Annotated in this window: 26 protein-coding genes and 1 tRNA gene; 16 read left to right on the top strand and 11 right to left on the bottom strand. The window is 73.5% G+C overall.

Translation table 11 applies throughout. The features are described 5' to 3' along the window. The first annotated feature begins 147 nt into the window (after window positions 1-147). Window positions 148-759, top strand: coding sequence for a helix-turn-helix domain-containing protein (locus tag AB0I06_RS26105; RefSeq protein ID WP_363121261.1), 612 nt, complete (start codon window positions 148-150; stop codon window positions 757-759). Then, window positions 704-2,014 (top strand): MFS transporter, encoded by a 1,311-nt coding sequence (locus tag AB0I06_RS26110; RefSeq protein ID WP_363121262.1) that lies wholly within the window; start codon window positions 704-706, stop codon window positions 2,012-2,014. The genes AB0I06_RS26105 and AB0I06_RS26110 overlap by 56 nt, the downstream gene beginning before the upstream one ends. A 43-nt stretch (window positions 2,015-2,057) precedes the next feature. Here the strand turns inward: AB0I06_RS26110 and AB0I06_RS26115 are convergent, their stop codons facing one another. From AB0I06_RS26115 to AB0I06_RS26125, 3 genes are all read right to left on the bottom strand, one after another. Beyond that, entirely contained in the window at window positions 2,058-2,453 is a 396-nt protein-coding gene (locus AB0I06_RS26115; RefSeq protein ID WP_363121263.1) for an amphi-Trp domain-containing protein, read from the bottom strand. A 64-nt stretch (window positions 2,454-2,517) separates the two neighbouring features. Beyond that, window positions 2,518-2,742: a hypothetical protein gene (locus tag AB0I06_RS26120; protein WP_363121264.1), complete on the bottom strand. Its 225-nt coding sequence runs from the start codon at window positions 2,740-2,742 to the stop codon at window positions 2,518-2,520. Between the two features lie 44 nt (window positions 2,743-2,786). Then, window positions 2,787-3,020, bottom strand: coding sequence for a hypothetical protein (locus AB0I06_RS26125; RefSeq protein WP_363121265.1), 234 nt, complete (start codon window positions 3,018-3,020; stop codon window positions 2,787-2,789). Window positions 3,021-3,142: 122 nt separating this feature from the next. On the opposite strand from AB0I06_RS26125, the gene AB0I06_RS26130 reads away from it, so the two are divergent. Further along, the gene (locus AB0I06_RS26130) at window positions 3,143-3,364 is read left to right on the top strand and encodes a hypothetical protein (protein WP_363121266.1); all 222 of its coding nucleotides are present in this window, start codon (window positions 3,143-3,145) and stop codon (window positions 3,362-3,364) included. Between the two features lie 267 nt (window positions 3,365-3,631). On the opposite strand, the gene AB0I06_RS26135 is transcribed toward AB0I06_RS26130, so the two are convergent. From AB0I06_RS26135 to AB0I06_RS26145, 3 genes are read right to left on the bottom strand one after another with little or no spacing between them, the layout of a single operon-like run. Further along, entirely contained in the window at window positions 3,632-4,117 is a 486-nt protein-coding gene (locus tag AB0I06_RS26135; RefSeq protein WP_363121267.1) for an MSMEG_6728 family protein, read from the bottom strand. A 17-nt stretch (window positions 4,118-4,134) separates the two neighbouring features. Continuing rightward, the gene (locus tag AB0I06_RS26140) at window positions 4,135-4,587 is read right to left on the bottom strand and encodes a DUF4383 domain-containing protein (RefSeq protein ID WP_363121268.1); all 453 of its coding nucleotides are present in this window, start codon (window positions 4,585-4,587) and stop codon (window positions 4,135-4,137) included. A gap of 13 nt (window positions 4,588-4,600) precedes the next feature. Continuing rightward, window positions 4,601-7,078, bottom strand: a complete 2,478-nt coding sequence (locus AB0I06_RS26145; RefSeq protein WP_363121269.1) for a SpoIIE family protein phosphatase — start codon at window positions 7,076-7,078, stop codon at window positions 4,601-4,603. A gap of 147 nt (window positions 7,079-7,225) precedes the next feature. Between AB0I06_RS26145 and AB0I06_RS26150 the strand changes: the two genes are divergently transcribed. Beyond that, window positions 7,226-8,188, top strand: coding sequence for a DUF72 domain-containing protein (locus AB0I06_RS26150; RefSeq protein ID WP_363121270.1), 963 nt, complete (start codon window positions 7,226-7,228; stop codon window positions 8,186-8,188). On the opposite strand, the gene AB0I06_RS26155 is transcribed toward AB0I06_RS26150, so the two are convergent. From AB0I06_RS26155 to AB0I06_RS26170, 4 genes are all read right to left on the bottom strand, one after another. Beyond that, on the bottom strand, window positions 8,088-9,989 hold the full coding sequence (locus AB0I06_RS26155; protein WP_363121355.1) for a copper resistance protein CopC: 1,902 nt from the start codon (window positions 9,987-9,989) through the stop codon (window positions 8,088-8,090). The two genes, AB0I06_RS26150 and AB0I06_RS26155, sit on opposite strands and share 101 nt — an antisense overlap. Before the next feature lie 122 nt (window positions 9,990-10,111). Next, window positions 10,112-10,585 (bottom strand): cupin domain-containing protein, encoded by a 474-nt coding sequence (locus tag AB0I06_RS26160; protein WP_363121271.1) that lies wholly within the window; start codon window positions 10,583-10,585, stop codon window positions 10,112-10,114. Continuing rightward, window positions 10,575-11,189 (bottom strand): GNAT family N-acetyltransferase, encoded by a 615-nt coding sequence (locus AB0I06_RS26165; protein ID WP_363121272.1) that lies wholly within the window; start codon window positions 11,187-11,189, stop codon window positions 10,575-10,577. Before AB0I06_RS26165 ends, AB0I06_RS26160 begins: the two co-directional genes overlap by 11 nt. Beyond that, window positions 11,182-13,269 (bottom strand): penicillin acylase family protein, encoded by a 2,088-nt coding sequence (locus tag AB0I06_RS26170; protein ID WP_363121273.1) that lies wholly within the window; start codon window positions 13,267-13,269, stop codon window positions 11,182-11,184. Before AB0I06_RS26170 ends, AB0I06_RS26165 begins: the two co-directional genes overlap by 8 nt. Before the next feature lie 82 nt (window positions 13,270-13,351). On the opposite strand from AB0I06_RS26170, the gene AB0I06_RS26175 reads away from it, so the two are divergent. The 6 genes from AB0I06_RS26175 to AB0I06_RS26200 all read left to right on the top strand — a co-directional run bounded on the left by AB0I06_RS26175 (window position 13,352) and on the right by AB0I06_RS26200 (window position 17,220). Next, window positions 13,352-14,074: a siderophore-interacting protein gene (locus AB0I06_RS26175; RefSeq protein WP_363121274.1), complete on the top strand. Its 723-nt coding sequence runs from the start codon at window positions 13,352-13,354 to the stop codon at window positions 14,072-14,074. Between the two features lie 59 nt (window positions 14,075-14,133). Then, window positions 14,134-14,727 (top strand): HhH-GPD-type base excision DNA repair protein, encoded by a 594-nt coding sequence (locus AB0I06_RS26180; protein WP_363121275.1) that lies wholly within the window; start codon window positions 14,134-14,136, stop codon window positions 14,725-14,727. Between the two features lie 611 nt (window positions 14,728-15,338). Beyond that, complete coding sequence (locus AB0I06_RS26185; RefSeq protein ID WP_363121276.1) at window positions 15,339-15,677, top strand: hypothetical protein; 339 nt, start codon at window positions 15,339-15,341, stop codon at window positions 15,675-15,677. Window positions 15,678-15,750: 73 nt separating this feature from the next. Beyond that, window positions 15,751-15,891, top strand: a complete 141-nt coding sequence (locus tag AB0I06_RS26190) for a hypothetical protein (RefSeq protein WP_363121277.1) — start codon at window positions 15,751-15,753, stop codon at window positions 15,889-15,891. 291 nt (window positions 15,892-16,182) lie between these two features. Further along, window positions 16,183-16,479, top strand: a complete 297-nt coding sequence (locus tag AB0I06_RS26195; protein ID WP_003999914.1) for a type II toxin-antitoxin system VapB family antitoxin — start codon at window positions 16,183-16,185, stop codon at window positions 16,477-16,479. Window positions 16,480-16,602: 123 nt separating this feature from the next. Next, entirely contained in the window at window positions 16,603-17,220 is a 618-nt protein-coding gene (locus AB0I06_RS26200; protein ID WP_363121356.1) for a LytR C-terminal domain-containing protein, read from the top strand. A gap of 22 nt (window positions 17,221-17,242) precedes the next feature. On the opposite strand, the gene upp is transcribed toward AB0I06_RS26200, so the two are convergent. Further along, window positions 17,243-17,878 carry a uracil phosphoribosyltransferase gene (upp, locus tag AB0I06_RS26205; protein WP_363121278.1) on the bottom strand — a complete coding sequence of 212 codons (636 nt, stop codon included), beginning with the start codon at window positions 17,876-17,878 and terminating at the stop codon, window positions 17,243-17,245. Window positions 17,879-18,007: 129 nt separating this feature from the next. On the opposite strand from upp, the gene AB0I06_RS26210 reads away from it, so the two are divergent. From AB0I06_RS26210 to AB0I06_RS26235, 6 genes are all read left to right on the top strand, one after another. Further along, window positions 18,008-18,241, top strand: a complete 234-nt coding sequence (locus AB0I06_RS26210) for a hypothetical protein (protein WP_363121279.1) — start codon at window positions 18,008-18,010, stop codon at window positions 18,239-18,241. 276 nt (window positions 18,242-18,517) lie between these two features. Beyond that, complete coding sequence (locus tag AB0I06_RS26215; RefSeq protein ID WP_363121357.1) at window positions 18,518-19,063, top strand: hypothetical protein; 546 nt, start codon at window positions 18,518-18,520, stop codon at window positions 19,061-19,063. Window positions 19,064-19,119: 56 nt separating this feature from the next. Further along, window positions 19,120-19,551 carry a tRNA adenosine(34) deaminase TadA gene (gene tadA / locus AB0I06_RS26220; RefSeq protein WP_363121280.1) on the top strand — a complete coding sequence of 144 codons (432 nt, stop codon included), beginning with the start codon at window positions 19,120-19,122 and terminating at the stop codon, window positions 19,549-19,551. Between the two features lie 45 nt (window positions 19,552-19,596). Further along, window positions 19,597-19,681, top strand: a tRNA-Ser gene (locus AB0I06_RS26225). 115 nt (window positions 19,682-19,796) lie between these two features. Then, window positions 19,797-19,973 (top strand): hypothetical protein, encoded by a 177-nt coding sequence (locus tag AB0I06_RS26230; RefSeq protein WP_363121281.1) that lies wholly within the window; start codon window positions 19,797-19,799, stop codon window positions 19,971-19,973. Then, complete coding sequence (locus tag AB0I06_RS26235; protein ID WP_234848528.1) at window positions 19,973-20,266, top strand: Dabb family protein; 294 nt, start codon at window positions 19,973-19,975, stop codon at window positions 20,264-20,266. Before AB0I06_RS26230 ends, AB0I06_RS26235 begins: the two co-directional genes overlap by 1 nt. The last annotated feature ends 111 nt before the right edge of the window (window positions 20,267-20,377 follow it).

Consider the following 20,377-nt stretch of genomic DNA (forward strand, 5'->3'; position numbering starts at 1 on the left):
GGGTGGTTCCGAAATGTTCGTGCCCAGCAGCGCCGTGGCCCCCGGGGGTGGCCGGGCAGCATGGCACACCCGCCGGGAAGCATCCTCCGCCGGTGCCTCACCGGGCACCCCTTACCCAATGGTCAAGAAACGTTGACCATTGCTCGCATGCCTACCGAGGATCTCCCCGAGACGTTTCACGTCACCACCGACGAGCAGCTGCGCGCCGTCTCCAATCTCACGCGCCACCGGATCATGGCCGTGCTCCGCTTCGAGCCGGCGACGATCACGCAGATCGCCGAGCGGGTGGGCCTCGCGAAGGGGAGTTCCAGCTATCACGTGCGGCTGCTGGAGCGGGCCGGCCTGGTGAAGGTGGTGCGGACGCGGAAGGTGCGGGGTGTCACCGAGCGGTACTACGCGATGGCCGCACGGTCGATCGCGCTGCCCGATCCGGGCGAGGGAGGGCCGGATGTGCTGATGCGGCATGCGGTGGCGGACCTGGAGGCTTCTCCGGTGGATGGCGAGCGGCACGTACGGATGGCGCATCTGCGGCTCACCGACGAGCAGTTCGCGGAGCTGGGCGCGCGGCTGGAGGCACTGGCGGACGAGTACCGGGCGCTGTCCGATCCGTCGCTGCCGGACGCGTCGCTCGTCTTCGCGCTGTTCCATCCGGCCCCCGCGCGCAGGCCGAGGGCGGCGCCAAGTGACACCAGGCGCTCGGAAGTTGCCGGTCGGGTTCGGACGGCTGTGGACCGCGCAGACGGTGTCCTCGCTCGGTGACGGGGTGTCCCATGCCGCGCTGCCGCTGCTCGCGTTGACGTTGACGCGGGATCCGATGGCGCTCGCCCTCGTCACGGCCGCCGGGACGCTGCCGTGGCTGCTGTTCGGGGTGCTCGGCGGTGCGCTGGTGGACCGCTGGGACCGCCGGCGCACGATGTGGGTCATGGACGCGGCACGTGCGGCGCTGCTCGCGTTACCGGCGGCAGCGGCCGCGCTCGACGGCTTGAGCATTCCGCTGCTCGCGGCCGTCGCCTTCCTGCTCGGCCTCGGCGGGCTCTTCTTCGACACGGCCGCCACGGCCTATCTGCCGGATCTGCTCGGCCGCGACCCCCTGCTCCTGGAACGCGCCAACTCTCGCTTGCGCGGCGCCCAGACCGCCATGTCCGGCTTCGCTGGGCCGCCTGCGGGCAGTGCGCTGCTCGTGCTGGGGCGGGCGGTTCCGCTGCTCGCCGACGCGGTGTCGTTCCTGCTCTCCGCACTGCTCGTGCGTACGCTGCCCGCCCTGCCCCGGCCCGTGCCGGAGCTCCGCGAGTCGCTGCTCCGGCAGGCGCGGGCCGGGGCCTCGTACGTCTTCCGGGACCGGTTGCTGCTCGGGCTCGCGCTCCGCCCGGCGGTCGGGAACGTCGCCTTCCTCGCCGTGGAGACCGTCCTGGCCCTCTTCGCGCACGACCGCCTCGGCATCGACATCTACGGCTTCGGACTGCTCCTCACGGCGGAGGCCACCGGCGGTCTGCTGGGTGCGGGCATCGCCTCCTACCTCGGCCGACGACTCGGCACCGGCACCGCGCTGACCTGCACGGCCGCCGTCGAAGGGCTTGCCATACTGGGCCTGGCCGCTGCTCCGAACCCGTACGCGGCCGGGCTGGCGCTCGCCGTCTGCGGGGCCGGCATGGGCGCCACGATGGTGCTCGGGCCCTCTCTCCGGCAGGCGATCGTCCCGGCCCACCTCATGGGCCGCGTCGCCTCCACCTCCCGCATGCTGGCCATGTGCGCCGCCCCCGTCGGAGCCTTCCTCGGCGGCTGGCTGGCCACCGCGTACGACATCCGCACCCCGTTGTACGCCGCCGCCGTCCTCCTCCTGGCGATGACGGCCATCACGGCGTCCATGACCAGCAACCGCCGGGTCGAAGCGGCGCTGCGTGCCGTCGCCCCGGCCGGCGGTCCGGATCACCCGGCGTCCAAGGAATCCAAGGAAACCAAGGAATCCAAGGAGTCCACGGAGTCCGCCCGCGCGAGCGCGCCCGAGGTGTTGTGACGCCTGCCGCGAGCGCGGTCCGGCCCTCCGGTGCTTCTCGCGCTCACGGCCTTTTCACGGCGGAGCGTTTCGCGCTTCGGCCGCGGCCCGTGGGCGCGGGTGCGGTCTTCCGCTCGGGTTCGGTCTTCCGCTTGGGTTTTTCTCCGTCCCCTCCCGTGTCTCCTTCGCCGGTTCCAGCGCCGGACCCGGTGCGCGCGGAGGCCCCGCCGGACCGGGCGGTGGGCCACGTCAGCTCGATCTCCAGCTCCATCTCCCCGTCGCCGATCTCGATCTCCATCTCGCTGTGGAGGTCGTCGGGGATCCGCAGGCCCAGCGTGCCGGGGCCGAGGTCCAGCTCCGCGTCCCCGCCCTTTCTCAGTGCGTCCGCGAGGGCCGTGAGCTGGTCGGCGGCCTCCTGGCGTGACAGCGAGCGCTTCTGCTCGAACTTGAGGTCCTTCATGGGGCCCTCCGATATGACACAGAAGAGTGGATAAACCTATTTGGGCCGATGTGCGGACGCGCGGTCAGTCGCCCGTCTCCGGGCCCCAGTGCTCGGGACCCACGCCGCGCCAGTCGATCCACGCCACCGCCGCCACATCCGCCGGGTCGATCTCCAGGCCAGCGCGGCGGAGGAACTCAGCGACGTCGGTCACGTTGTGCGCGAGCCCGAGGATCTCGCCGTCCACGCGGACGCGCCGGCCGCCCGAGGGTGACGGCGGGTGCACGATCACGCGAATCGATCCGGCCATGCCCTCAGGATCATCCGGGATGTACGGCTCCGCAGGTCGGCCCGTCATCCGTGGCGCCGCTCGTCGGCGTCCCGATCGGCTCTTCCCAGCTCACGCAGCTCCCACCACGCCTCGGGGGCCGGCCGTCGCCGGTGCCAGCAGGGGTGGAAGAAGGTCTGGGCCGACAGCCGGTACAGGCGTCGGCGCAGCTCGGTGCGGCCGGGCCGCTCGGCGAGCCGGCGGTAGGTGACCGTCCACTCCCGCTGCGCCCGGACGAGGTCGTCGGGAAACGTTGACATGGCCAAATTCAAGCATGTGTTCGATTTTTTGGGCCAGCGCGGGCCCTCCGTCGGTCTCGGTTCGGGCACCGTACGCCGACAGCCGCAGCGCAACAGGCCCGAGTAGGCGCATACTGAAGGCAATGACTAAGCCTGCTGCTCCCAAGCGTCATTTGCCCACCAGCCCCTTCAAGGCGCCGGTCGCCCCCGCTCCCAAGCACTTCGCCGTGGGTGACCAGGTCACGCACGACATGTACGGGCTCGGCCGGGTCATCGGCATGGAGGATGGAATCGCGGCGCTCGTCGACTTCGGTCCGGCGCAGATGCGGATCCTGAGCCCCTACGCCAAGATGACCAAGCTGTAGGACCTCCGTGCCCGGTCGGGGCACGCCTGGCCCTCCCGGGCCAGTAACGGAAAAGAGACCTCTCATCGAACCGACTTCGCTGTTCTCCGCCGTGGAAGGGCAACCTCGCCATTCCGGCACGTCGTCGCCGACCCCGGCGACCAACCCCTTCCAGGCCCCGGACTTCGGGGAGGACGAGTCCTTCCCGTTCGAGGAAGTGACGGAGCAGCCCTCCACCAACCGACGTCCGGCCACCCGCCGCAGGGCGGCCTAGCCCCCGCGGATCCGTCAGTTCACGGAAGGCCGCTCGCCCGTCCGGTCCGAGGCGGGCCAGACGTAGGGCAGGTCGTCCGGGACGTCCGGGAACAGGTCCGCGTAGGTGTCGGGATCCTTGCGGACCAGGGCCGAGCGGTGGCTCTCGTGGAACGAGTCGTCGCCGAGCCAGGGCGGGAGTTCGCCCTCGGCGGCCAGCCGCTCCTGATCGCGGATCGGGGCGTGCGGGCGGGTCGCCGCGAGGTCGGCGACCAGTGTGGCCGCGCAGGTGTCCTGGTGGCCCTGCTCCCGCCAGACCCGGCAGATCTCCAGGCCGTAGCGCACCAGCGCCTCCTCGTAGCCCAGCCACATCTTCACGGCCGGGTGGCGGCGCCACCCGTACCCGGGTACGACCAGGCCGCGCAGTACCTGGAGTGCCTCGACGCGTTGTTTGCCGAGCCGGCGACGGTCCAGGGCCAGGGCCGTGGCGCGGAAGTCGGGGTAGGGCAGGAAGGTCTGCATTCCGTCGTCGGTCTTCCTCACCGCGCGTCGGCGTGCGTGCGGCGCCGCCCGAGGGCGAGGGCCAGGCCGATCATGGCGAGGCCCAGGACGAAGTGCAGCCAGTCGTCCGCGGTGTTCAGCGGGACGAAGTTGGCGTCACTGTCGTGGCCGACGGACAGGCCGTACACCCACAGCACCAGGTAGACGGCGCCGCCGACCAGCAGGTACGAGTACGCCCGCGCCGCGGTGCCGGCGAGGGCCAGACCCGCGAGGCCGTAGGCCAGGTGCACCAGGTTGTGCAGGATCGACACCTGGAACAGGCCCAGCAGTTCCGCGCCCGAGTCGTGGGAGGCGAACTCCATCGAGTCGTAGTCGGTGGTGATGCCGGGGATGAAGCCCAGCACGCCGACCAGCAGGAAGACGAGGCCGACCAGCAGGGCGGCCCGCTGGACGGGGGCGCGGGTGGCCCGGTGGGACGTGGGTGTGGTCATGGCCGGTGGCTCCTCACGGAAGGGACAGTGACTGTTCCGCCCAGATGGTCTTGCCGGTGGCGCCCTGGCGGGTGCCCCAGCGCTCGGTCAGCTGGGCGACGAGGAGCAGGCCGCGGCCGCCCTCGTCGTAGGTGCGGGCGCGCCGCAGGTGGGGAGCGGTGTTGCCGCCGTCGGAGACCTCGCAGATCAGGGTCGTGTCGTGGATCAGGCGCAGCTGGACCGGCGGCTCCGCGTGCCGGATGGCGTTGGTGACGAGCTCGCTGACCACCAGTTCCGTGACGAACACGGCGTCCGAAAGGCCCCAGCGCTCCAGTTGGGCCACCACGTCCTTGCGGGTCTGAGCGACCGCGGACGGGTCGGCCGGCACCGTCCAGGTGGCGACCTGGTCGGCGTCGAGCGCCCGGGTCCGGGCGAGGAGCAGGGCCACGTCGTCGGCCGGGCGCTGCGGCAGCAGGTCGGTGAGGACCGCGTCGCACAGCGCGTCCAGCGACCCGGCCGGGCGGGCCAGGGCCTCACGCAGCCGGTGGACGCCGGTGTCGGGATCCCGGTCGGGCGTCTCGATCAGGCCGTTGGTGTAGAGCGCGAGCAGGCTGCCCTCGGGGAGGACGACCTCGGTGGCCTCGTACGGCAGTCCGCCCACGCCGAGCGGGGGTGCGGCCGGGAGTCCGACGAGATCGACGGCTCCCTCGGGGCTCACGACGGCCGGGACGGGATGTCCGGCGCCGGCCAGGCAGCAGCGCCGTGTCACGGGATCGTAGACGGCGTACAGGCAGGTGGCACCGAGATCGCCCGGCGTCCGGCCGGAGTCCGCCGCGCCCTGCTCGCCGTGCTGCTCCTCGGTGTTCAGGCGGGCGACCAGGTCGTCGAGGCGGGTCAGCAGCTCGTCGCACGGCAGGTCGATGTCGGCCAGCGTGCGGACCGCCGTGCGCAGTCGTCCCATGGCCGCCGAGGCGTGCAGCCCGTGGCCGACCACGTCGCCGACGACCAGGGCCACCCGCGCCCCGGACAGGGGGATGACGTCGAACCAGTCCCCGCCGACACCGGCGTGCCCGCCGGCCGGGAGGTAGCGGGAGGCGACCTCGACCGCCGCCTGCCGGGGCAGCCGTTGCGGCAGCAGACTGCGCTGGAGCGTGACGGCGGTGGCCCGCTCGCGGGTGTAGCGGCGGGCGTTGTCGATGCTGACGGCGGCCCGGGCGGCCAGTTCCCCGGCCAGGACCACGTCGTCGTGGTGGAAGGTCTCCTGGTTGCGGTGCCGGACGAAGGAGGCGACGCCCAGGGTGGCGCCGCGGGCGGTCAGCGGCACGGTCAGCACGCCGTGGACACCGAACGCCCTGGCCCGGGCGGCGCGGACCGGGTCGAGGGCGAGCCAGGCGCGGAACGCCGGGTCGCTCACCTCGTGCAGGACGGGCCGTCCGGTGCGCAGGCTCTCGTGGTGCGGCGAACCCGGCGGGTAGGAGTCCACCGCGCCGGCCGCCACCGCCGACTCCGGGGCGCCCGGGGTCACCGACCGCAGGGCGGCCCGGCGCAGCGGCAGCGGCCCCTCGTCCGGAACCGCACGGGCGGGCGGCTCGGGCACCTCGTCCAGCCCGGCCAGCAGATCCACGCCGGCGAAGTCGGCCACGGCCGGGACGGTCACGTCCGCCAGCTCCTGGGCCGTGCGCGTCACGTCGAGCGTGCTGCCGATGCGCCGGCCGGCGTCGGCGATCAGCTGGAGGCGCTTGCGGGCCCGGTACTGCTCCGTCATGTCGTGCGCCGAGAGGCAGACGCCCTGAATGGTGCCCTCGGGGTCGCGCAGGGCGGACATGAAGACCGACCAGGCGTGCTCGTGGGCCTCGCCCGGGGCGCGCAGGTAGTTCTCCACGTACTCCGGCTCGCCGGTCCGCAGGACCCGGGCCATGCTGCGCTCCGCCCGCAGACCGGCGTCGTCGTCGACGATCTCGGACACGCGCAGGCCCCGCATCTCCTCCTCGGTGAGCGCCATGGAGCGCTCCATGTCGGTGTTGGCCCGGCGCAGCCGGAGCCGGGTGTCGTAGATCGCCTGGGCGCAGCACGGGGACTGGGCGAAGCTCCAGCTCACGAGGGACTCGTCGAGGCCGGACGCCGTCTGCCGGCCGGTCAGCGGGGAGACGATGAGCCAGGCCGGGGCGTCGGCGCCCGGCGGCCTGTGGTGGGCGAGGATCCCCACCGTGAGCTTCCGGCCGTCCCGGTGCCTCAGCGCGACGTCGCCGTTCCAGCGCGGCAGCCCGGCGAGCGTGGGCAGACCGCCCCGCACCGGGATCGGCTCGGCCAGCAGATCCGCCGCGCGGCGGCCGGTCACCTCGGCGGCCGGGTACCCGAGGAGCCGCTCGGCGCCCGCGTTCCAGCCGGTCACCAGGCCGCGCTCGTCGAGAGTGACCCGGGCCGTGAGGGCCGCGCCGACGAGGGCGTCGAGGGCTTCGGGTCCTGCCCCGGACGGCCGGGTGGCCCGGCCGACGGTGACGGGCTGCTCCATGATCGGTCATCTCACTCTCGGTGGAATCAGCCGTGACACCGGACATGCACAGATATGACCTGATTACCCCGATTGTCACGTGTCTCACCGTGCCGTCCGGCCGAGAAGCGGAGCCTGCCGCCGCCCGGCGCGGGTAATCGCTCCCCCATGGGTGAGATCCGCGTGGGCACGTGTTCCTGGACCGACCGGGCCCTGGTCGGCAGCGGCTGGTATCCCGTGGGGCGGCGGGACGCCGAGGGGCGGTTACGGCACTACGCCGAGCGGTTCCCGGTCGTCGAGGTCGACGCCTCGTACTACGCGCTGCCCGGTGAGCGGAACAGCCGGCTCTGGGCCGAGCGGACACCGGACGGGTTCGTGTTCGACGTGAAGGCCTTCTCGCTGCTCACCGGGCATCCCACCCGCCAGGCGGTGATGCCGCACGGGCTGCCCGCCGAGCACCGGGACCCGGCGGTGCTGGACGCGGTGTGGGACCGGTTCACGGCCGGGATCGAGCCGCTGCGGGAGGCCGGACGGCTCGGGAGCGTGCTGTTCCAGTTCCCGCCCTGGTTCCGGCCCGGGCCGCGGGCGGAGGCCTTCCTCGGGGAGTGCGCCGAGCGGACCGAGGGCTGGCCGCTCGCCGTGGAGTTCCGGCACCCGTCCTGGTGGGAGCCGGGCCGGGGCGAGGCGACGCAGGCCCTGCTGACCCGGTACGGCATGGCCGCGGTCGCCGTCGACATGACGCAGACCCTGCCCTCCTCCGTCCCGCCCGTCACCCCGGTGACCTCGCCCCGGCTGTCCGTCGTCCGGTTCCACGGCCGCAGCACCGCCTGGGGGACCGGCAGCAAGGAGGACCGCTTCCGGTACGCCTACGACGAGGAGGAACTCGCCGAGTGGGTGCCGCGCGTGCGCCGGCTGGCCGAGCGGACCGAGCAGGTCCATGTGCTGTTCAACAACTGCTGCGGTGACGCGGCCGTCCGCGCCGCCGAGGCCATGACACGGCTCCTCGACGACGCCCCGGCGGCGCGGCTGCCTAGGGCTCGATCCGCACCCGACGCTCCACCGACACCTGGTCCACGTCCGACACCCGCACGGTCGTCTTCATCGTCCAGTTCCCGGCGAGCGGCAGGTTGACGGAGTTGGTGCCCCAGTAGCCGCCCCGGTCGGCGAGTTGGGCGTCGATCGGGCCGACCTTCCGGGAGGGCAGGGTGAAGGTGACACGGACCTCGGGGACGACGACCAGCCCGGTGTCGGCGCCGGAGACGACGGCCTGGACGGCGTTCTCGCCGACGCGGGCGGGGTCCAGGGTGACCTGCACCGTGCCGCGTCCGCTCACCGATCCGGTGCCCGTGTCGAAGGGCACGGTCACCAGGGTCGTGGGGGGCAGCGCGCCGGCCGGGGCCCGCCCCGCGGCCTCGGCCTGGGCACGGCCGGGCAGGGTGCCGGTGAGCACGGTCGTGATCATCAGCACCACGGCGGCGACGACGACCTCGACGAGGACGGAGCGGCGCAGACGGCGGCGCCGGTCGTCCGGCTCGTCGGGCCCGTCGTGCCGGTCCTTCTGATCGTCGTCGTGCCCGTCGTGCCGGTCCTTCGGGTCGTCGTCCCGGTGGTCCCGGTCGTCTTCCCGGGCGGCGGCGGACACGGGGGGCCTGTCCGGCAGTTCGCCCGAATTCTTCGCGGGCCCCGGCTCCCCGGTCTTCCCCTGCCCGGCCGGTGCGCCGACGGGTTGCGGGAGCCGGGCCCGTACCGCTGCCCGGACGGCCGTCGCCGGCGCGGCGAGCCGCTCCGTCCAGCGCCGCGAGTACCCGGCGACCAGCAACAGCAAGGCGACCCCGGCCAGTTTGGCGAGCAGCAGCCGGCCGTACGACGTGCCGGCGAGCGCGGACAGGGAGCCGAGGCCGCGCCAGGACTGGTAGAGGCCCGTGACGACCAGGACGGTCACCGAGGCGAAGGCGATCCGCGAGAAGCGGGGCACAACCTCCACCAGGTCGTCGCCCGGGGAGTGGCGCAGGGTCAGCAGCAGCGCCACCAGGCCGCCGAGCCAGACGCCGGTGGCCAGCAGGTGCAGGACGGACGACGTCATCGCCAGCGGCACCTGGATCCCGGCGGAGGCGTGCTCCGCCGCCGCCCAGGTCAGGGCCAGGGCGACGGCCAGTGCGGTGCCCGCCGCCAGGGCGACGGGCCGCCCCCCGGGCTCACGGCGCCGGGACAGCCGCGGCAGGAAGGCGGCGATCGGCAGCAGGACGACCAGGCGGGCGAGCAGGGCCTCGCCCGGGCGGCCGGTCAGCGTGCGGCCGAGGGCGGAGACATCGAACGCGGCGGCCGGGCCGGTGCCCGTCTCGTAGGGGGCGCGCAGCAGGAGCAGGACGACCGTCGAGCCCAGCAGCGTCCACCAGGCCGTCACCAGCGGCCGGCGCAGCGGGGCGGTGTGCGCGGGCCGGCACAGCAGCAGGAACGCCGCCGTGCCGACGAGCAGGGCGGCGGCGAGGTAGGCGAGGTAGCGGGCGGCGTCGTGCAGACCGCGGGTGAGCGGATCCTCGGCCGGGCCCGTGTCGACAAGGGCCGTGGTGGCGGAGGGCTTCCCCACGGAGAAGCTGAAGGCGCCGGAGACCGGGTGGCTGTCGGCGGAGACGACCCGCCAGGCCACCGTGTAGGTGCCCTGGGCGAGCCCGCGGGGCAGGCCCACCCGGGCCGTGTCGGAGCGGCCGTCGGCGTGTGTGGCCTCGCCGGTGTGGACCCGGCGCTGGTCCGGGCCGAACACCCGGAAGGAGTCGTCGAGCAGGCCTACGGACTCGGTGAAGGTCAGGGTGACGTGGCGGGGAGCCTGCCGGACGACGGAGCCGTCGTCCGGGTCGGTGCCGCGCAGGGCGGCGTGGGCCGAGGCGGGGCCTGCTCCGGCGAGGAGCAGGACCAGCACGGTGCCGAGCAGCACCAGCGCCTGGAACCGCCGGGGGCGTCCGGCATCGCGATCCTCGTCGGGCCGTTGGTCCACGTGGGTCTCCGGGGTCGGGCTGTACGGCTACCGGGGGAGTACGGGCGGGGCCGCCGCAATGCTCACCGGGCGCACAGCCGCGCGATCTCGTCGGCCGCTTCCGGGTGGCGGGCCGTCAGCTCGGCGGCGTCCCCGTGCTCATAGCCGTCGAACGTGAAGCCGGGCGCCATCGTGCAGCCGAACAGCGTCCACCGCCCGTCCCCCCGCACCCTCCCGCCCATCCACGTGCCCGCCGGGACCGTGAACTGGACGTGCTGGCCGCCCAGGACGTCCGGTCCGAGGACCACCGTCCGGGCGCCGCCGCCGGGGGCGAGCAGGAGGAGCTCCAGGGGATCGCCCAGGTAGAAGTGCCAGATCTCGTCCGTCGGCAGGCGGTGCAGGGCGGAGAAGTCGTCCGCCGTCAGCAGCGCGACGATCGCCGTGCCCTCCGGCCTGCCGTCGGGGCGTTCGGGTCCGGCCCAGGTCTGGCGGAACAGGCCGCCCTCGCGCGGGATCGGCTCCAGGCCGTAGTGGGCGATGAGGTCCTCAGGCGTCACCCGGGAACAGTATCTCCCGGTCCAGGAAGGCGAGCTGGGCCTTCTTCTCCGGCAGGTACACGTCCGGGAGGTCGATCTCCGGCAGGACCACGACCGGCCCGGGGGTGAAGCCCATCCGCAGGAAGCGGGCGATCGCCTTCTCGTTGCGCACGTCCGGGTCGACCACCACCCGACGGCGGTCCAGGCCGAGCAGCACGTACGCGGTGACGACCCCCGCCAGCCGGGCCGTCCAGCCGCGCTGCCCGCCGCCCGGGCCGGCAGGGGCGAGGAGAAGGTGGACGCCGATGTCGCCGGGGCGGACGGGGTAGCACTCGCTGACGCGGTCGGCGTCCGGCTCGTAGGTCTGCAGGAGCGCGACCGGCTCGCCGTCCCGGACGACGAGGTGGGCGTGGTGGGTGTCGAGCGTGGCCATGTGGGCGTAGACATCGGCGACCTGTTGCCGGGTCAGCCCGGTCATGCCCCAGAAGGCGGCCCGTTCCTCGGCGACCCAGCGGTGGATCACGGCGGCATCGGCGGCGGGGTCCAGCGGCAGCACGCGGACGGTGCCGAAGCCGTCGACCGGCTGCTCGTGGACGGAGGTACGGGAGGCGTACGGGTCAGACATCGGTTTCCTTCTCCAGCCGGGTCCAGTCGGTGACGACCGGGACGAGGTCTCCCGCGAGCCACAGGGGGAGCTGGTCGCGGTGGTGGGGTGAGCCGGGGACGCCCGAGGCGCCGAAGGGGACCACCCACCGGCTGTCCTCGCGCCGGGCCAGGTCCCAGACGTACCGGGCGGCCGGGCCCCTGGCGGCGCGGTCGGTGAGGCCCGGCACGCCCGAGGTGCACAGCACGCAGTCGTGGTCGCCGGACAGCCCCGGCTCGTCGTGGGGCTGCTCCGGTTCGAGGGCCCGCCAGGGGGCGAGACGGTGGGTGTCGCCCCAGGCCCCGGCCGGGGGGCGCTCCGCGACCTCCTCGATCGCCGCGCGGACGGCCGCCGGACGGTCGATCCCGTACAGATCCCCGGCCCGCAGCAGGTGCTCGAGGGCGAAGGCGACCCGCGGGAGGAGGGCCAGCCAGGGCCGGAGGATGTCGGGGTACGCCGGGGGTGCGCAGAGCGCGGCGAACGCCTGGTGCGCCGCGAGCCGCCGTACGACCGCCGCGCGCACGGCCGCGTAGAGGGCCGCGTCGGCGCTGCCCGCGTCCATACGGCGGTCCCAGCCGAGGAGCCGGTCCCGGAGGGCGGCGGCCCCGGGGGTGAGGCCGTCGAGGGCGGCGAGGTGGTCCAGGAGGGGCGACGCGGAGGCCAGATGAGTGTCCGTGTGGATCGCGGGCATGTCGGCGGCGGACCAGCGCTCCTCGCGCGCGAGCAGGGCGGCGATGCGGTCGGCGCGGTGCGGCGGGGCGAACTCGACGCCGAGGGGCCCGGACGGCCCGCGCTGGTTGGCCATGACCGCGACGCCGTCGGTGAGCCCGGCGCGCGGTGCCGCGTGCCAGCCCCGCCACTCGTGGCCGGGCTCCCAGGCGGGCACCGGCCGAAGGGAGTTGGCCGCGGCGCGACGCGGCACCCGCCCGGCCACGCGGTGCAGGACACCGCCCTCGGTGTCGGCGGCCTGGACGACGTTGACCGGCTCGGCCCAGCGGTCGAAGGCCCGGTCCACGTCGGCGACCCGGCGGGCCCGCAGCAGCGGCAGCAGGGCGCCGAAGCCCAGGTCGCCGGTGACGCGGGGCGGGTAGCGCAGGCTCATCGCCACGGGCGCGCCGGAGGGGTCGGCCGGGTCGCCGTCCAGGCCCTCGGGCCCGCCGATGATCACCGGGCCCCGGGCGGTCTCGATCACCTCGACCTCGACCGTCTCCTCGCCGGCCACCTCGACGGTCTCGACGTGCCGGGCCGCCCGCCGCCAGACCCCGTCCGGGTCGAGGGCCTCCACCCCGGCGCCGGTGCGCCGCAGCCGCTCCCGGTAGAGGTCCTGGTAGTCGGCCATGGCGTTGGTGATGGCCCAGGCGACCGTGCCGGTGTGCCCGAAGTGGGCGATGCCGGGGACGCCGGGGACGGCCAACCCCACGACGTCGAACTCCGGGCAGGACAGGTGGATCTGCTGGTAGACGCCCGGGTCCTCGATCCAGCGGTGGGGGTCACCGGCGATGACCGCGTGCCCGGTGACGGTCCGCTCGCCGGCGACCAGCCAGCCGTTGCTGCCGGAGGTGCCGGGACCGTCGGTGGCGAAGAGGCCGATGGCGTCAGCGCCCAGGTGGGCGGCGACCTGCTCGCGCCAGAGCTTGGCCGGGAACCCGGCGAAGAGGATGTGCGTGGCCAGCCAGACGCCGAGCGGGGTCCAGGGCTCCCAGCGGCCCGGGGTGAGACCGGTGCGGGCGAATTCCGGCGCGGTGCCGCCGGCGAGTCCCTCGTTCACCCCGTCGACGTACGCGCGCACCCACCGCGCCGTCTCGGGGTCCTGACTCTCCAGGTCCGCGAAGCAGCGCCTCGCGGTGTCGTCGAGCCGGGCCCGTCTCGCGAACCGGTCCCAGGCCAGGGCGCCGTCGCCCAGGAAGGCCGCCGAGGTGCCCTGCGCCCGGTGCCGCTCGACCTCCAGCTGCCAGGCACGGTCCCGGGCGGTGACGAGGCCCTGCGCACGGGCGAGTCCGGCCGCGCTGCCCGCGCGCAGATGCGGGATGCCCCAGGCGTCACGGTAGATCTCGGTGGCCACGCTGCGCCCCCTCTTTCCTTTAGGTTAGCCTTGCCTAAGTCACAGCTGTGGCCGGAATCGTACGCGAAGGGGCGAAAAGGCGATGGGGCAGGGGCGGGGTTGGGAGGGCGCGGTCCTCAAGCTGATGCGCGCCAAGGACTTCGAGTTCACGGTGACGGGCGTCGAGGACGTCACCGCGGACTACCGGCGGCTGCGCTTCACCGACGGCGGTCTGCTCGCCGCGACCGGGGTGCACCCCACCATGTGGGTCCGGCTGTGGTTCGACAACGCCGGCAAGCCGCACCAGCGGGCCTACACCCTGGTCGACCCGGACCCGGCGGCCGGCACCTTCGCCCTGGAGTTCGCCCTGCACGAGGGGTGTGCCAGCGACTGGGCCAGGGCGGCGAAGCCGGGCGACACCATCGAGGCGACCGTCCAGGGCACCGGCTTCGAGCACCCGAGCCCCGCGCCCTCGCACGTCTTCGCCGTCGGCGACCCGGCCTCGCTCCCGGCCATCAACTCCCTCCTGAGCGCCCTGGATTCCGCCCCGGCCACCATCTGGTTCGAGGGCGGCGACGACGACCTGCCGTACGGCACGGATCCGGCCCGGCACGAGCTGCGCAGGGTGCCGCGCCAGGACGCGGGCGCCCACCTGGTCGACCGGGTGAAGGCGGACCTGCCCGCCCTGCTCCGGGCCACCCCCGACCCGTACGTCTGGATCGCCTGCGACACGGCGACGACCCGGACGCTCGCGGCGTACGTCCGCAAGGAACTGGGCCTGCCCAAGCAGCGGGTGCACGCGCTCGGCTACTGGCGGGCGACCTAGGCACCGGGCCGGGGGCGGCTCCGGACGCGGCGGGGCCCGCACCGGGGGATGATCGGGGCATGGACGTCACCCTGCACCTCGCCCAGGACCCCGAGGCCGACGCGCTGCTCGGCCGCAGCCCGCTCGCCGCGCTGGTCGGCATGCTGCTGGACCAGCAGGTGCCGATGGAGTGGGCGTTCAAGGGCCCGGCGACGATCGCCCAGCGGCTCGGCGGCGACGACCTGGACGCCCACGAGATCGCCGCGCACGAGCCGGAGGCCTTCGCCGCCCTGCTGTCGCGGAAACCGGCCGTGCACCGCTACCCCGGCTCCATGGCCAAGCGGATCCAGCAGCTGTGCCAGTACCTCGTCGAGCACTACGACGGTGACGCCGAGGCCGTCTGGGAGGACGTCGGTACCGGCAAGGAGCTGCTGAAGCGACTCGCGGAACTGCCGGGCTTCGGCAAGCAGAAGGCCCAGATCTTCCTCGCCCTGCTCGGCAAGCAGCTCGGCGTGCGCCCGACGGGCTGGCGGGAGGCGGCGGGCTCCTACGGCGAGCCGGACTCCTTCCGTTCGGTCGCCGACATCACGGGCCCGGAGTCGCTGGTGAAGGTACGGGCCCACAAGCAGGAGATGAAGGCAGCGGCGAAGGCAGCCAAGGCCTCCGGCTCATAGGGCCGCCGCTCTGGCCCGAGTCTGGCTCATAGGGCCGTCTCTCCGGCCCGAGTCGGGCTCGTGAAGCCGTCTCTCCGGCCCGAGTCGGCCTCGGAGGACCCGCCCTCCACCTGGCCCGCCCAGGTGACAACCCGACCCACCAGGCCCGTCCGGGGACGAACCGGCCCATAAGGCCCGCCCCCCCACCTGGCCCGACCGGGTGAAGAACCAGTCTCATAGAGCCCATCCTCCGCCTGGCCCCCCGGGCGACCAACCAGGCTCATGCGGCCCGTCCCCCACCTGGCCCGCCCAGGTGGCGACCCCCTCCGGCCCGGCCCGAGCATGAACCATGGCCGAGCCACCGAGCGGCTCCCGCGGGGGCCGGGACCACCAGACCGGTCCCACCCGCACGCCCCGGAGCCCCCGGCCCGGCAGAGCCGTTCCCCGGACGGTCCCCACGCCCCTGACCCCCGCGAAGAGCGACACCGCCCCGGAGAGCCACCGCCCGCCGCCGCCGGCCCCCTCGCGGCCCCGCGTCACGACCCCGCGTCACGGAGTCCGGCGTGGGCCGAGCGGGCGGTTCTGGCCGTCGGCCGGATGAACGGCCCCGGCACGGCGGGGAGTGACCTCCCGTGATCCCCGCACCGCAGCCGGTCCCCCGCCGCCCGCGCCGGAACACCTGGCTGCGGGTGCTCGTCCTGCTGCTGGTCCTGCTCGTGCCGGGCACCCGAGCCGAGGCTCAGGCGGGGCCGCCGGCCCTCCTCTCCGGGGAGAGCACCACCGTCGAGTGCGACGTGCCGGACACCGCCCCGCGTCCACCGGCCAGGAGCTCCCGGCGCATCCGCGTCCCGCTGAGCCCGGCCCCGCTCCGGGAACCGGGGCCCGCGTACACCGCACAGCACGCCGCACCCGTACCGCAGAACCCGCCGCACCACCCTCACCCCCCGCGTTCCGAGGTCCTGCGCTGCTGACAGGACCGGCCGCCCACCGGCCCGTCCGTCCCGCACGGAACCAGAACGACGAGGAACGACGAGGAACCCAGCCATGCTCCAAGACCCGTACGCGGTCCTGCGCGCCCTCCTGCGCGCCGAGGCCGCCCGCAACGCCCCCAAGTCCCACTCCCGGGCGGACACGCCGAAGCCGCAGCAGTCGCCGAGGGAACAGGGCGGGCAGGACCGCGGCTGACTCACCGTGCGGCGGAGGCGCACCGGCACCTCCGCCGTCCTCGGGACTCCGGGAGACCCTTCGGGGTCCCGGCACGGAGGAGACCCCGACCCCTTTCGAGCGAATCAGGCGCACGGCCCGCGTGATCGGCTCCGGCAGCGCCTCGCGGGCGGGTGGGCCGACGGCACGGTCTCACGGACCACCCGGTTCACGCCTTCGTTCCGGGTTCGTACCGCCTTGTGGGTTTTTTTTCGGCGCCGCACCTCGGCGCCATGGCTGCGCCCGGAAGGTCTTGACCGGTAGGCTTTCCGTGTGATCTTCAAGCGCATCGGAAACGGCCGGCCGTACCCCGACCACGGCCGGGAAAGCACCCGGCAGTGGGCGGACGTCGCGCCGCGCCCGGTCCGCCTCGATCAGCTCGTGACGACCAAGGGTCAGCTCGATCTGGAAACGCTGCTCGCCGAGGACTCCACGTTCTACGGCGACCTCTTCGCGCACGTCGTGAAGTGGCAGGGCGACCTGTACCTGGAGGACGGCCTGCACCGCGCGGTGCGGGCGGCGCTCCAGCAGCGCCAGGTGCTGCACGCGCGCGTGCTCGAGCTCGACTGATCCCCCCGCCCGCCTCGGGTTGGCCCTTTCGGGTTCCGCTGGGCGACGTCGAATGATCATCTAGTAGGCATCGTCGCCCAGGCGCACTACGCTGCGTTCATGAGCATGCTGACTCCCCCCGGCATGGGCGGCAAATACCGCATCACGGGCAACAAGTACCCCAAGATGCGAAGGCCCCGGCGGCGCGGCAGGCTCGTCGTCCTGACCGTCGCGTCCGTCACCGTCCTCGGTGTGGGCGGGTGGGGCACGTGGCAGCTCATCGACGTCTTCACCGGCGGCGGCGAGAAGGCCTCGGCGGCCGGTTCCGGCACGGGCTGCGGCGTCACCACCAAGGCGAGCGCCTCGCCCAGCGCCAAGCCCCTGCCCGAGCCGCGCGCGATCACCGTCAACGTTCTCAACGCCACCACGCGCGGTGGCCTGGCGAAGAAGACCGCCGACGAGCTCAAGAAGCGCGGCTTCAAGATCGGCGACGTGGGCAACGCGCCCCGGCAGTACGACAAGAAGGTCAAGGGCACCGGGCTGCTGCTCGGCCCCGCCGCCGCGCTCGACACCGCGCTGCCCGTGCTCGGCACCCAGCTCCCGGGCGCCGAACGGCGTGCCGAGGCGGCCCGCAAGGGCGCTGCCGTCGACCTCGTCATCGGGGACGGCTTCAAGGAGCTGGCGAAACAGCGCGACGCCGACCGGGCGCTGACCAAGCTGGCCACGCCCGAGCCGGCGCCGACGACGAAGAAGGGCTGCTAGGGCCTGTCGCGACCCTCGGGTGCTACTCGGCCGACCCGTACATCCGGTCCCCCGCGTCCCCGAGGCCCGGCACGATGTAGCCGTGCTCGTTCAGCCGCTCGTCGACCGAGGCGGTCACGACCGTCACCGGCGTGCCCGCCAGCTCGCGCTCCATGATCTCCACACCCTCGGGGGCCGCCAGCAGCACCACGGCGGTGACGTCGTCGGCGCCGCGCCGGATCAGTTCCCGGATCGCCGCGACCAGCGTCCCGCCGGTGGCGAGCATCGGGTCGAGCACATAGACCTGACGCCCCGACAGGTCCTCCGGCATACGCGTCGCGTACGTGGAGGCCTCCAGCGTCTCCTCGTTGCGGATCATGCCGAGGAAGCCCACCTCGGCGGTCGGCAGCAGCCGGACCATGCCGTCCAGCATGCCGAGCCCGGCCCGCAGGATCGGCACCACCAGCGGCCGCGGGTGCGAGAGCTTGACGCCCGTGGTCCGCGCGACCGGCGTCTGGATGTCGACCTGTTCGGTGCGCACGTCACGCGTGGCCTCGTAGGCGAGCAGGGTGACCAGCTCGTCGGCGAGACGGCGGAAGGTCGCGGAGTCGGTGCGCTGGTCGCGCAGCGTGGTGAGCTTGTGAGCGACCAGAGGGTGGTCGACGACGTGGAGACGCATGTCGACAACATTAACCGGGCGGGTCTCCGCGGCCGCACGGCCAGTCTGCCGGACGGCCGTCGCACGACCCTGGCGTCAAACCGCCCGTCCGGGGAAGGTGGGAAGGACGGACTGGGGGTGGTGAACCTGATGCCCGACCGGAAATTCCGAGACGATCTGTCGCCGCGCACACGCCCGGGGACCAGCGTGGAGCCCGACCACGCGGACGGGACCGAGGAGTCCGACGCCGAGCGGCGCCGGCGTCGCGCCCGGTTCCTGCGCGATCTGGCCGAGGCCCGGGAGCTGCGCGACCGCGTCCAGCCGCGCCGGGCCAAGACGGCCCGGCTGCGCCACGCGATGCGCATGCGCACGTTCCGCTGGTAGGGAACGGCTGTGGAAACCTCCGGCAAAGATCACGAACCGCGCGGAGATTGTCGCGGGTGACCGTGCGTGCGGCGGGGTAAACCCGCGTACGATCCGCAGGTGGCGGCAACGAGCGTGCGAGCAGAAGTGCCGGACACAGGGAACCGAAGACGTCCCCTGAACGCCTTGTTTCTGCCACGATTCCGAGTGGGTGGGGCTCGGACGAGCACTCCCCGCCCGTAACCTCCGCCGGGGGGACCCCCAACCGGCACACCTATGACCAGTGGGAGAGTCACGGTGTACTTCGCCGCACTGCTCGCGCGCACCGAAGACGGGTGGGAAGCGAGCGACACAGAGCTCGACGATGTGGAAACCCTGTCGGATCTGGCCGACCTGGCCCGTGAAGCCTCCCCCGACGAGGACACGGTGCTCGTGCTCATCGAGCAGGAGGACGCCTGGTTCGGCGTGGTCCGCGTGGACGGCGAGGAAGACCCTCGCATCTACGTCTCGGACGCCGCAGCCGCTGCCCGCAGCAGCTACGGCGAGATCCTGCTCACCGACGAACTGCTCGGCCGGGACCCGGGCGACGACGACGCCGTCCTCGACGCCCTCGACCTCGACGGCAGCGAGGACGGTGACGCCGACGACGAGGAGGACGATGCCGACGACACCGCCGGGCCCGCCGCCTCCGCCGAGTCCGTGCCGCACGGCCCGGTCGGCGACGCCCTGATCCTGGACGACCTCGGCGTGAGCGAGAAGGAACTGCGCCTGATGTCGACGGACGCCGTCACCGAGATCGCCGAGTCCCTGGGCGCCTCCGAGACCCTGGAGACCGTCCGCTGACCGCTCAGGCCGCCCCGGCACCGCCGGACCCGGTCCGGGACCCCTGGCGGCCCGCGATGCGACTCGCCCTGGAGGAAGCCGCCGGGGCGGTCCGGGGCGGGGACGTCCCGGTCGGCGCCGTCGTCCTGGCCCCCGACGGCACGACCGTGCTCGCGGCCGGGCACAACGAACGCGAGGCCGGTGGCGATCCGACGGCCCACGCGGAGGTCCTCGCCCTGCGGCGGGCCGCCGCCGCGCTCGGCGCGTGGCGGCTCGCCGGCTGCACCCTCGTGGTGACCCTGGAGCCCTGCACGATGTGCGCGGGCGCGATCCAGCAGTCCCGCGTCGACCGGCTCGTCTACGGCGCCCGCGACGAGAAGGCCGGCGCGGCCGGTTCCCTCTGGGACCTGGTACGCGACCGGCGGCTCAACCACCGGCCCGAGGTGATCGAGGGAGTGCTCGCCGAGGAGTGCGCCGGGCTGCTCACCGAGTTCTTCCGCGGCCGCTGAATACCGATTTCAAAGCACGCGGCTCCTTGCTGTAAGGTCTCCCTCGGTAGCGTGTCCGAGCGGCCGAAGGAGCTCGCCTCGAAAGCGAGTGTGGCGCAAGTCACCGAGGGTTCAAATCCCTCCGCTACCGCTTGAGAAGGGCCCCGTCGTCAGACGGGGCCCTTCGTGCGTCCGCCTCTTCGTGTGCTCGATCCTTCATGCGATCATGTGCGCTGCATGGGACACCAGTGACAGGGGAGGCCGCGATGGCGGTGAACGCCAAGAAGGTCGCCGTCTACGCCCTCGTGGTCTTCGCGCTGTACGTGATCATCACGGACCCGGCCAAGGCGGCCGACTACGTCCAGATAGGCTTCCAGGGCATTTCGGACGCCGCCCAGGCCCTCGGCGACTTCGCCACGTGGGTCGCCAACGGAGGAAAGTGATGATCCGCCACCTGGTGCTCTTCAAGCTCAACGAGGGCGTCGAGCGCGACGACCCCCGGGTCGTGAAGGGCGTCGAGGCCTTCCGCGCGCTCGGCGACACCATCCCGGAGCTGCGCCACTGGGAGCTCGGCTGGAACGTCAGCGACCGTCCCATCGCGTACGACTTCGCCATCAACTCGGCCTGCGACGACGCGGACGCGCTGCGGCGGTACGTGGAGCACCCGGACCACCAGGCGGGCGTCGCGCTGTGGCGTGAGTTCGCCACGTGGGTGATCGCGGACTACGAGTTCTGAGACCGGCCATCGGCCTGCCGCCACGGCCCCCTGTCGCTTCGACAGGGGGCTCTTTCGTTGTGCAGGCCGATTTGTGCGGCTTTCATCCCTCAACACGTAGTTATGGGGTGC

Source organism: Streptomyces sp. NPDC050674 (assembly GCF_040654575.1).
GTDB lineage: Bacteria > Actinomycetota > Actinomycetes > Streptomycetales > Streptomycetaceae > Streptomyces.

Excerpts from the sequence above, each read along its gene's own strand:
- AB0I06_RS26105 (WP_363121261.1), top strand. The coding sequence starts at position 148 with ATGCCTACCGAGGATCTCCCCGAGACGTTTCACGTCACCACCGACGAG.
- AB0I06_RS26115 (WP_363121263.1), bottom strand. The coding sequence starts at position 2,453 with ATGAAGGACCTCAAGTTCGAGCAGAAGCGCTCGCTGTCACGCCAGGAG.
- AB0I06_RS26120 (WP_363121264.1), bottom strand. The coding sequence starts at position 2,742 with ATGGCCGGATCGATTCGCGTGATCGTGCACCCGCCGTCACCCTCGGGC.
- AB0I06_RS26125 (WP_363121265.1), bottom strand. The coding sequence starts at position 3,020 with ATGTCAACGTTTCCCGACGACCTCGTCCGGGCGCAGCGGGAGTGGACG.
- AB0I06_RS26130 (WP_363121266.1), top strand. The coding sequence starts at position 3,143 with ATGACTAAGCCTGCTGCTCCCAAGCGTCATTTGCCCACCAGCCCCTTC.
- AB0I06_RS26135 (WP_363121267.1), bottom strand. The coding sequence starts at position 4,117 with ATGCAGACCTTCCTGCCCTACCCCGACTTCCGCGCCACGGCCCTGGCC.
- AB0I06_RS26140 (WP_363121268.1), bottom strand. The coding sequence starts at position 4,587 with ATGACCACACCCACGTCCCACCGGGCCACCCGCGCCCCCGTCCAGCGG.
- AB0I06_RS26145 (WP_363121269.1), bottom strand. The coding sequence starts at position 7,078 with ATGGAGCAGCCCGTCACCGTCGGCCGGGCCACCCGGCCGTCCGGGGCA.
- AB0I06_RS26150 (WP_363121270.1), top strand. The coding sequence starts at position 7,226 with ATGGGTGAGATCCGCGTGGGCACGTGTTCCTGGACCGACCGGGCCCTG.
- AB0I06_RS26165 (WP_363121272.1), bottom strand. The coding sequence starts at position 11,189 with ATGTCTGACCCGTACGCCTCCCGTACCTCCGTCCACGAGCAGCCGGTC.
- AB0I06_RS26175 (WP_363121274.1), top strand. The coding sequence starts at position 13,352 with ATGGGGCAGGGGCGGGGTTGGGAGGGCGCGGTCCTCAAGCTGATGCGC.
- AB0I06_RS26180 (WP_363121275.1), top strand. The coding sequence starts at position 14,134 with ATGGACGTCACCCTGCACCTCGCCCAGGACCCCGAGGCCGACGCGCTG.
- AB0I06_RS26190 (WP_363121277.1), top strand. The coding sequence starts at position 15,751 with ATGCTCCAAGACCCGTACGCGGTCCTGCGCGCCCTCCTGCGCGCCGAG.
- AB0I06_RS26200 (WP_363121356.1), top strand. The coding sequence starts at position 16,603 with ATGGGCGGCAAATACCGCATCACGGGCAACAAGTACCCCAAGATGCGA.
- upp (WP_363121278.1), bottom strand. The coding sequence starts at position 17,878 with ATGCGTCTCCACGTCGTCGACCACCCTCTGGTCGCTCACAAGCTCACC.
- AB0I06_RS26210 (WP_363121279.1), top strand. The coding sequence starts at position 18,008 with ATGCCCGACCGGAAATTCCGAGACGATCTGTCGCCGCGCACACGCCCG.
- tadA (WP_363121280.1), top strand. The coding sequence starts at position 19,120 with ATGCGACTCGCCCTGGAGGAAGCCGCCGGGGCGGTCCGGGGCGGGGAC.
- AB0I06_RS26230 (WP_363121281.1), top strand. The coding sequence starts at position 19,797 with ATGGCGGTGAACGCCAAGAAGGTCGCCGTCTACGCCCTCGTGGTCTTC.
- AB0I06_RS26235 (WP_234848528.1), top strand. The coding sequence starts at position 19,973 with ATGATCCGCCACCTGGTGCTCTTCAAGCTCAACGAGGGCGTCGAGCGC.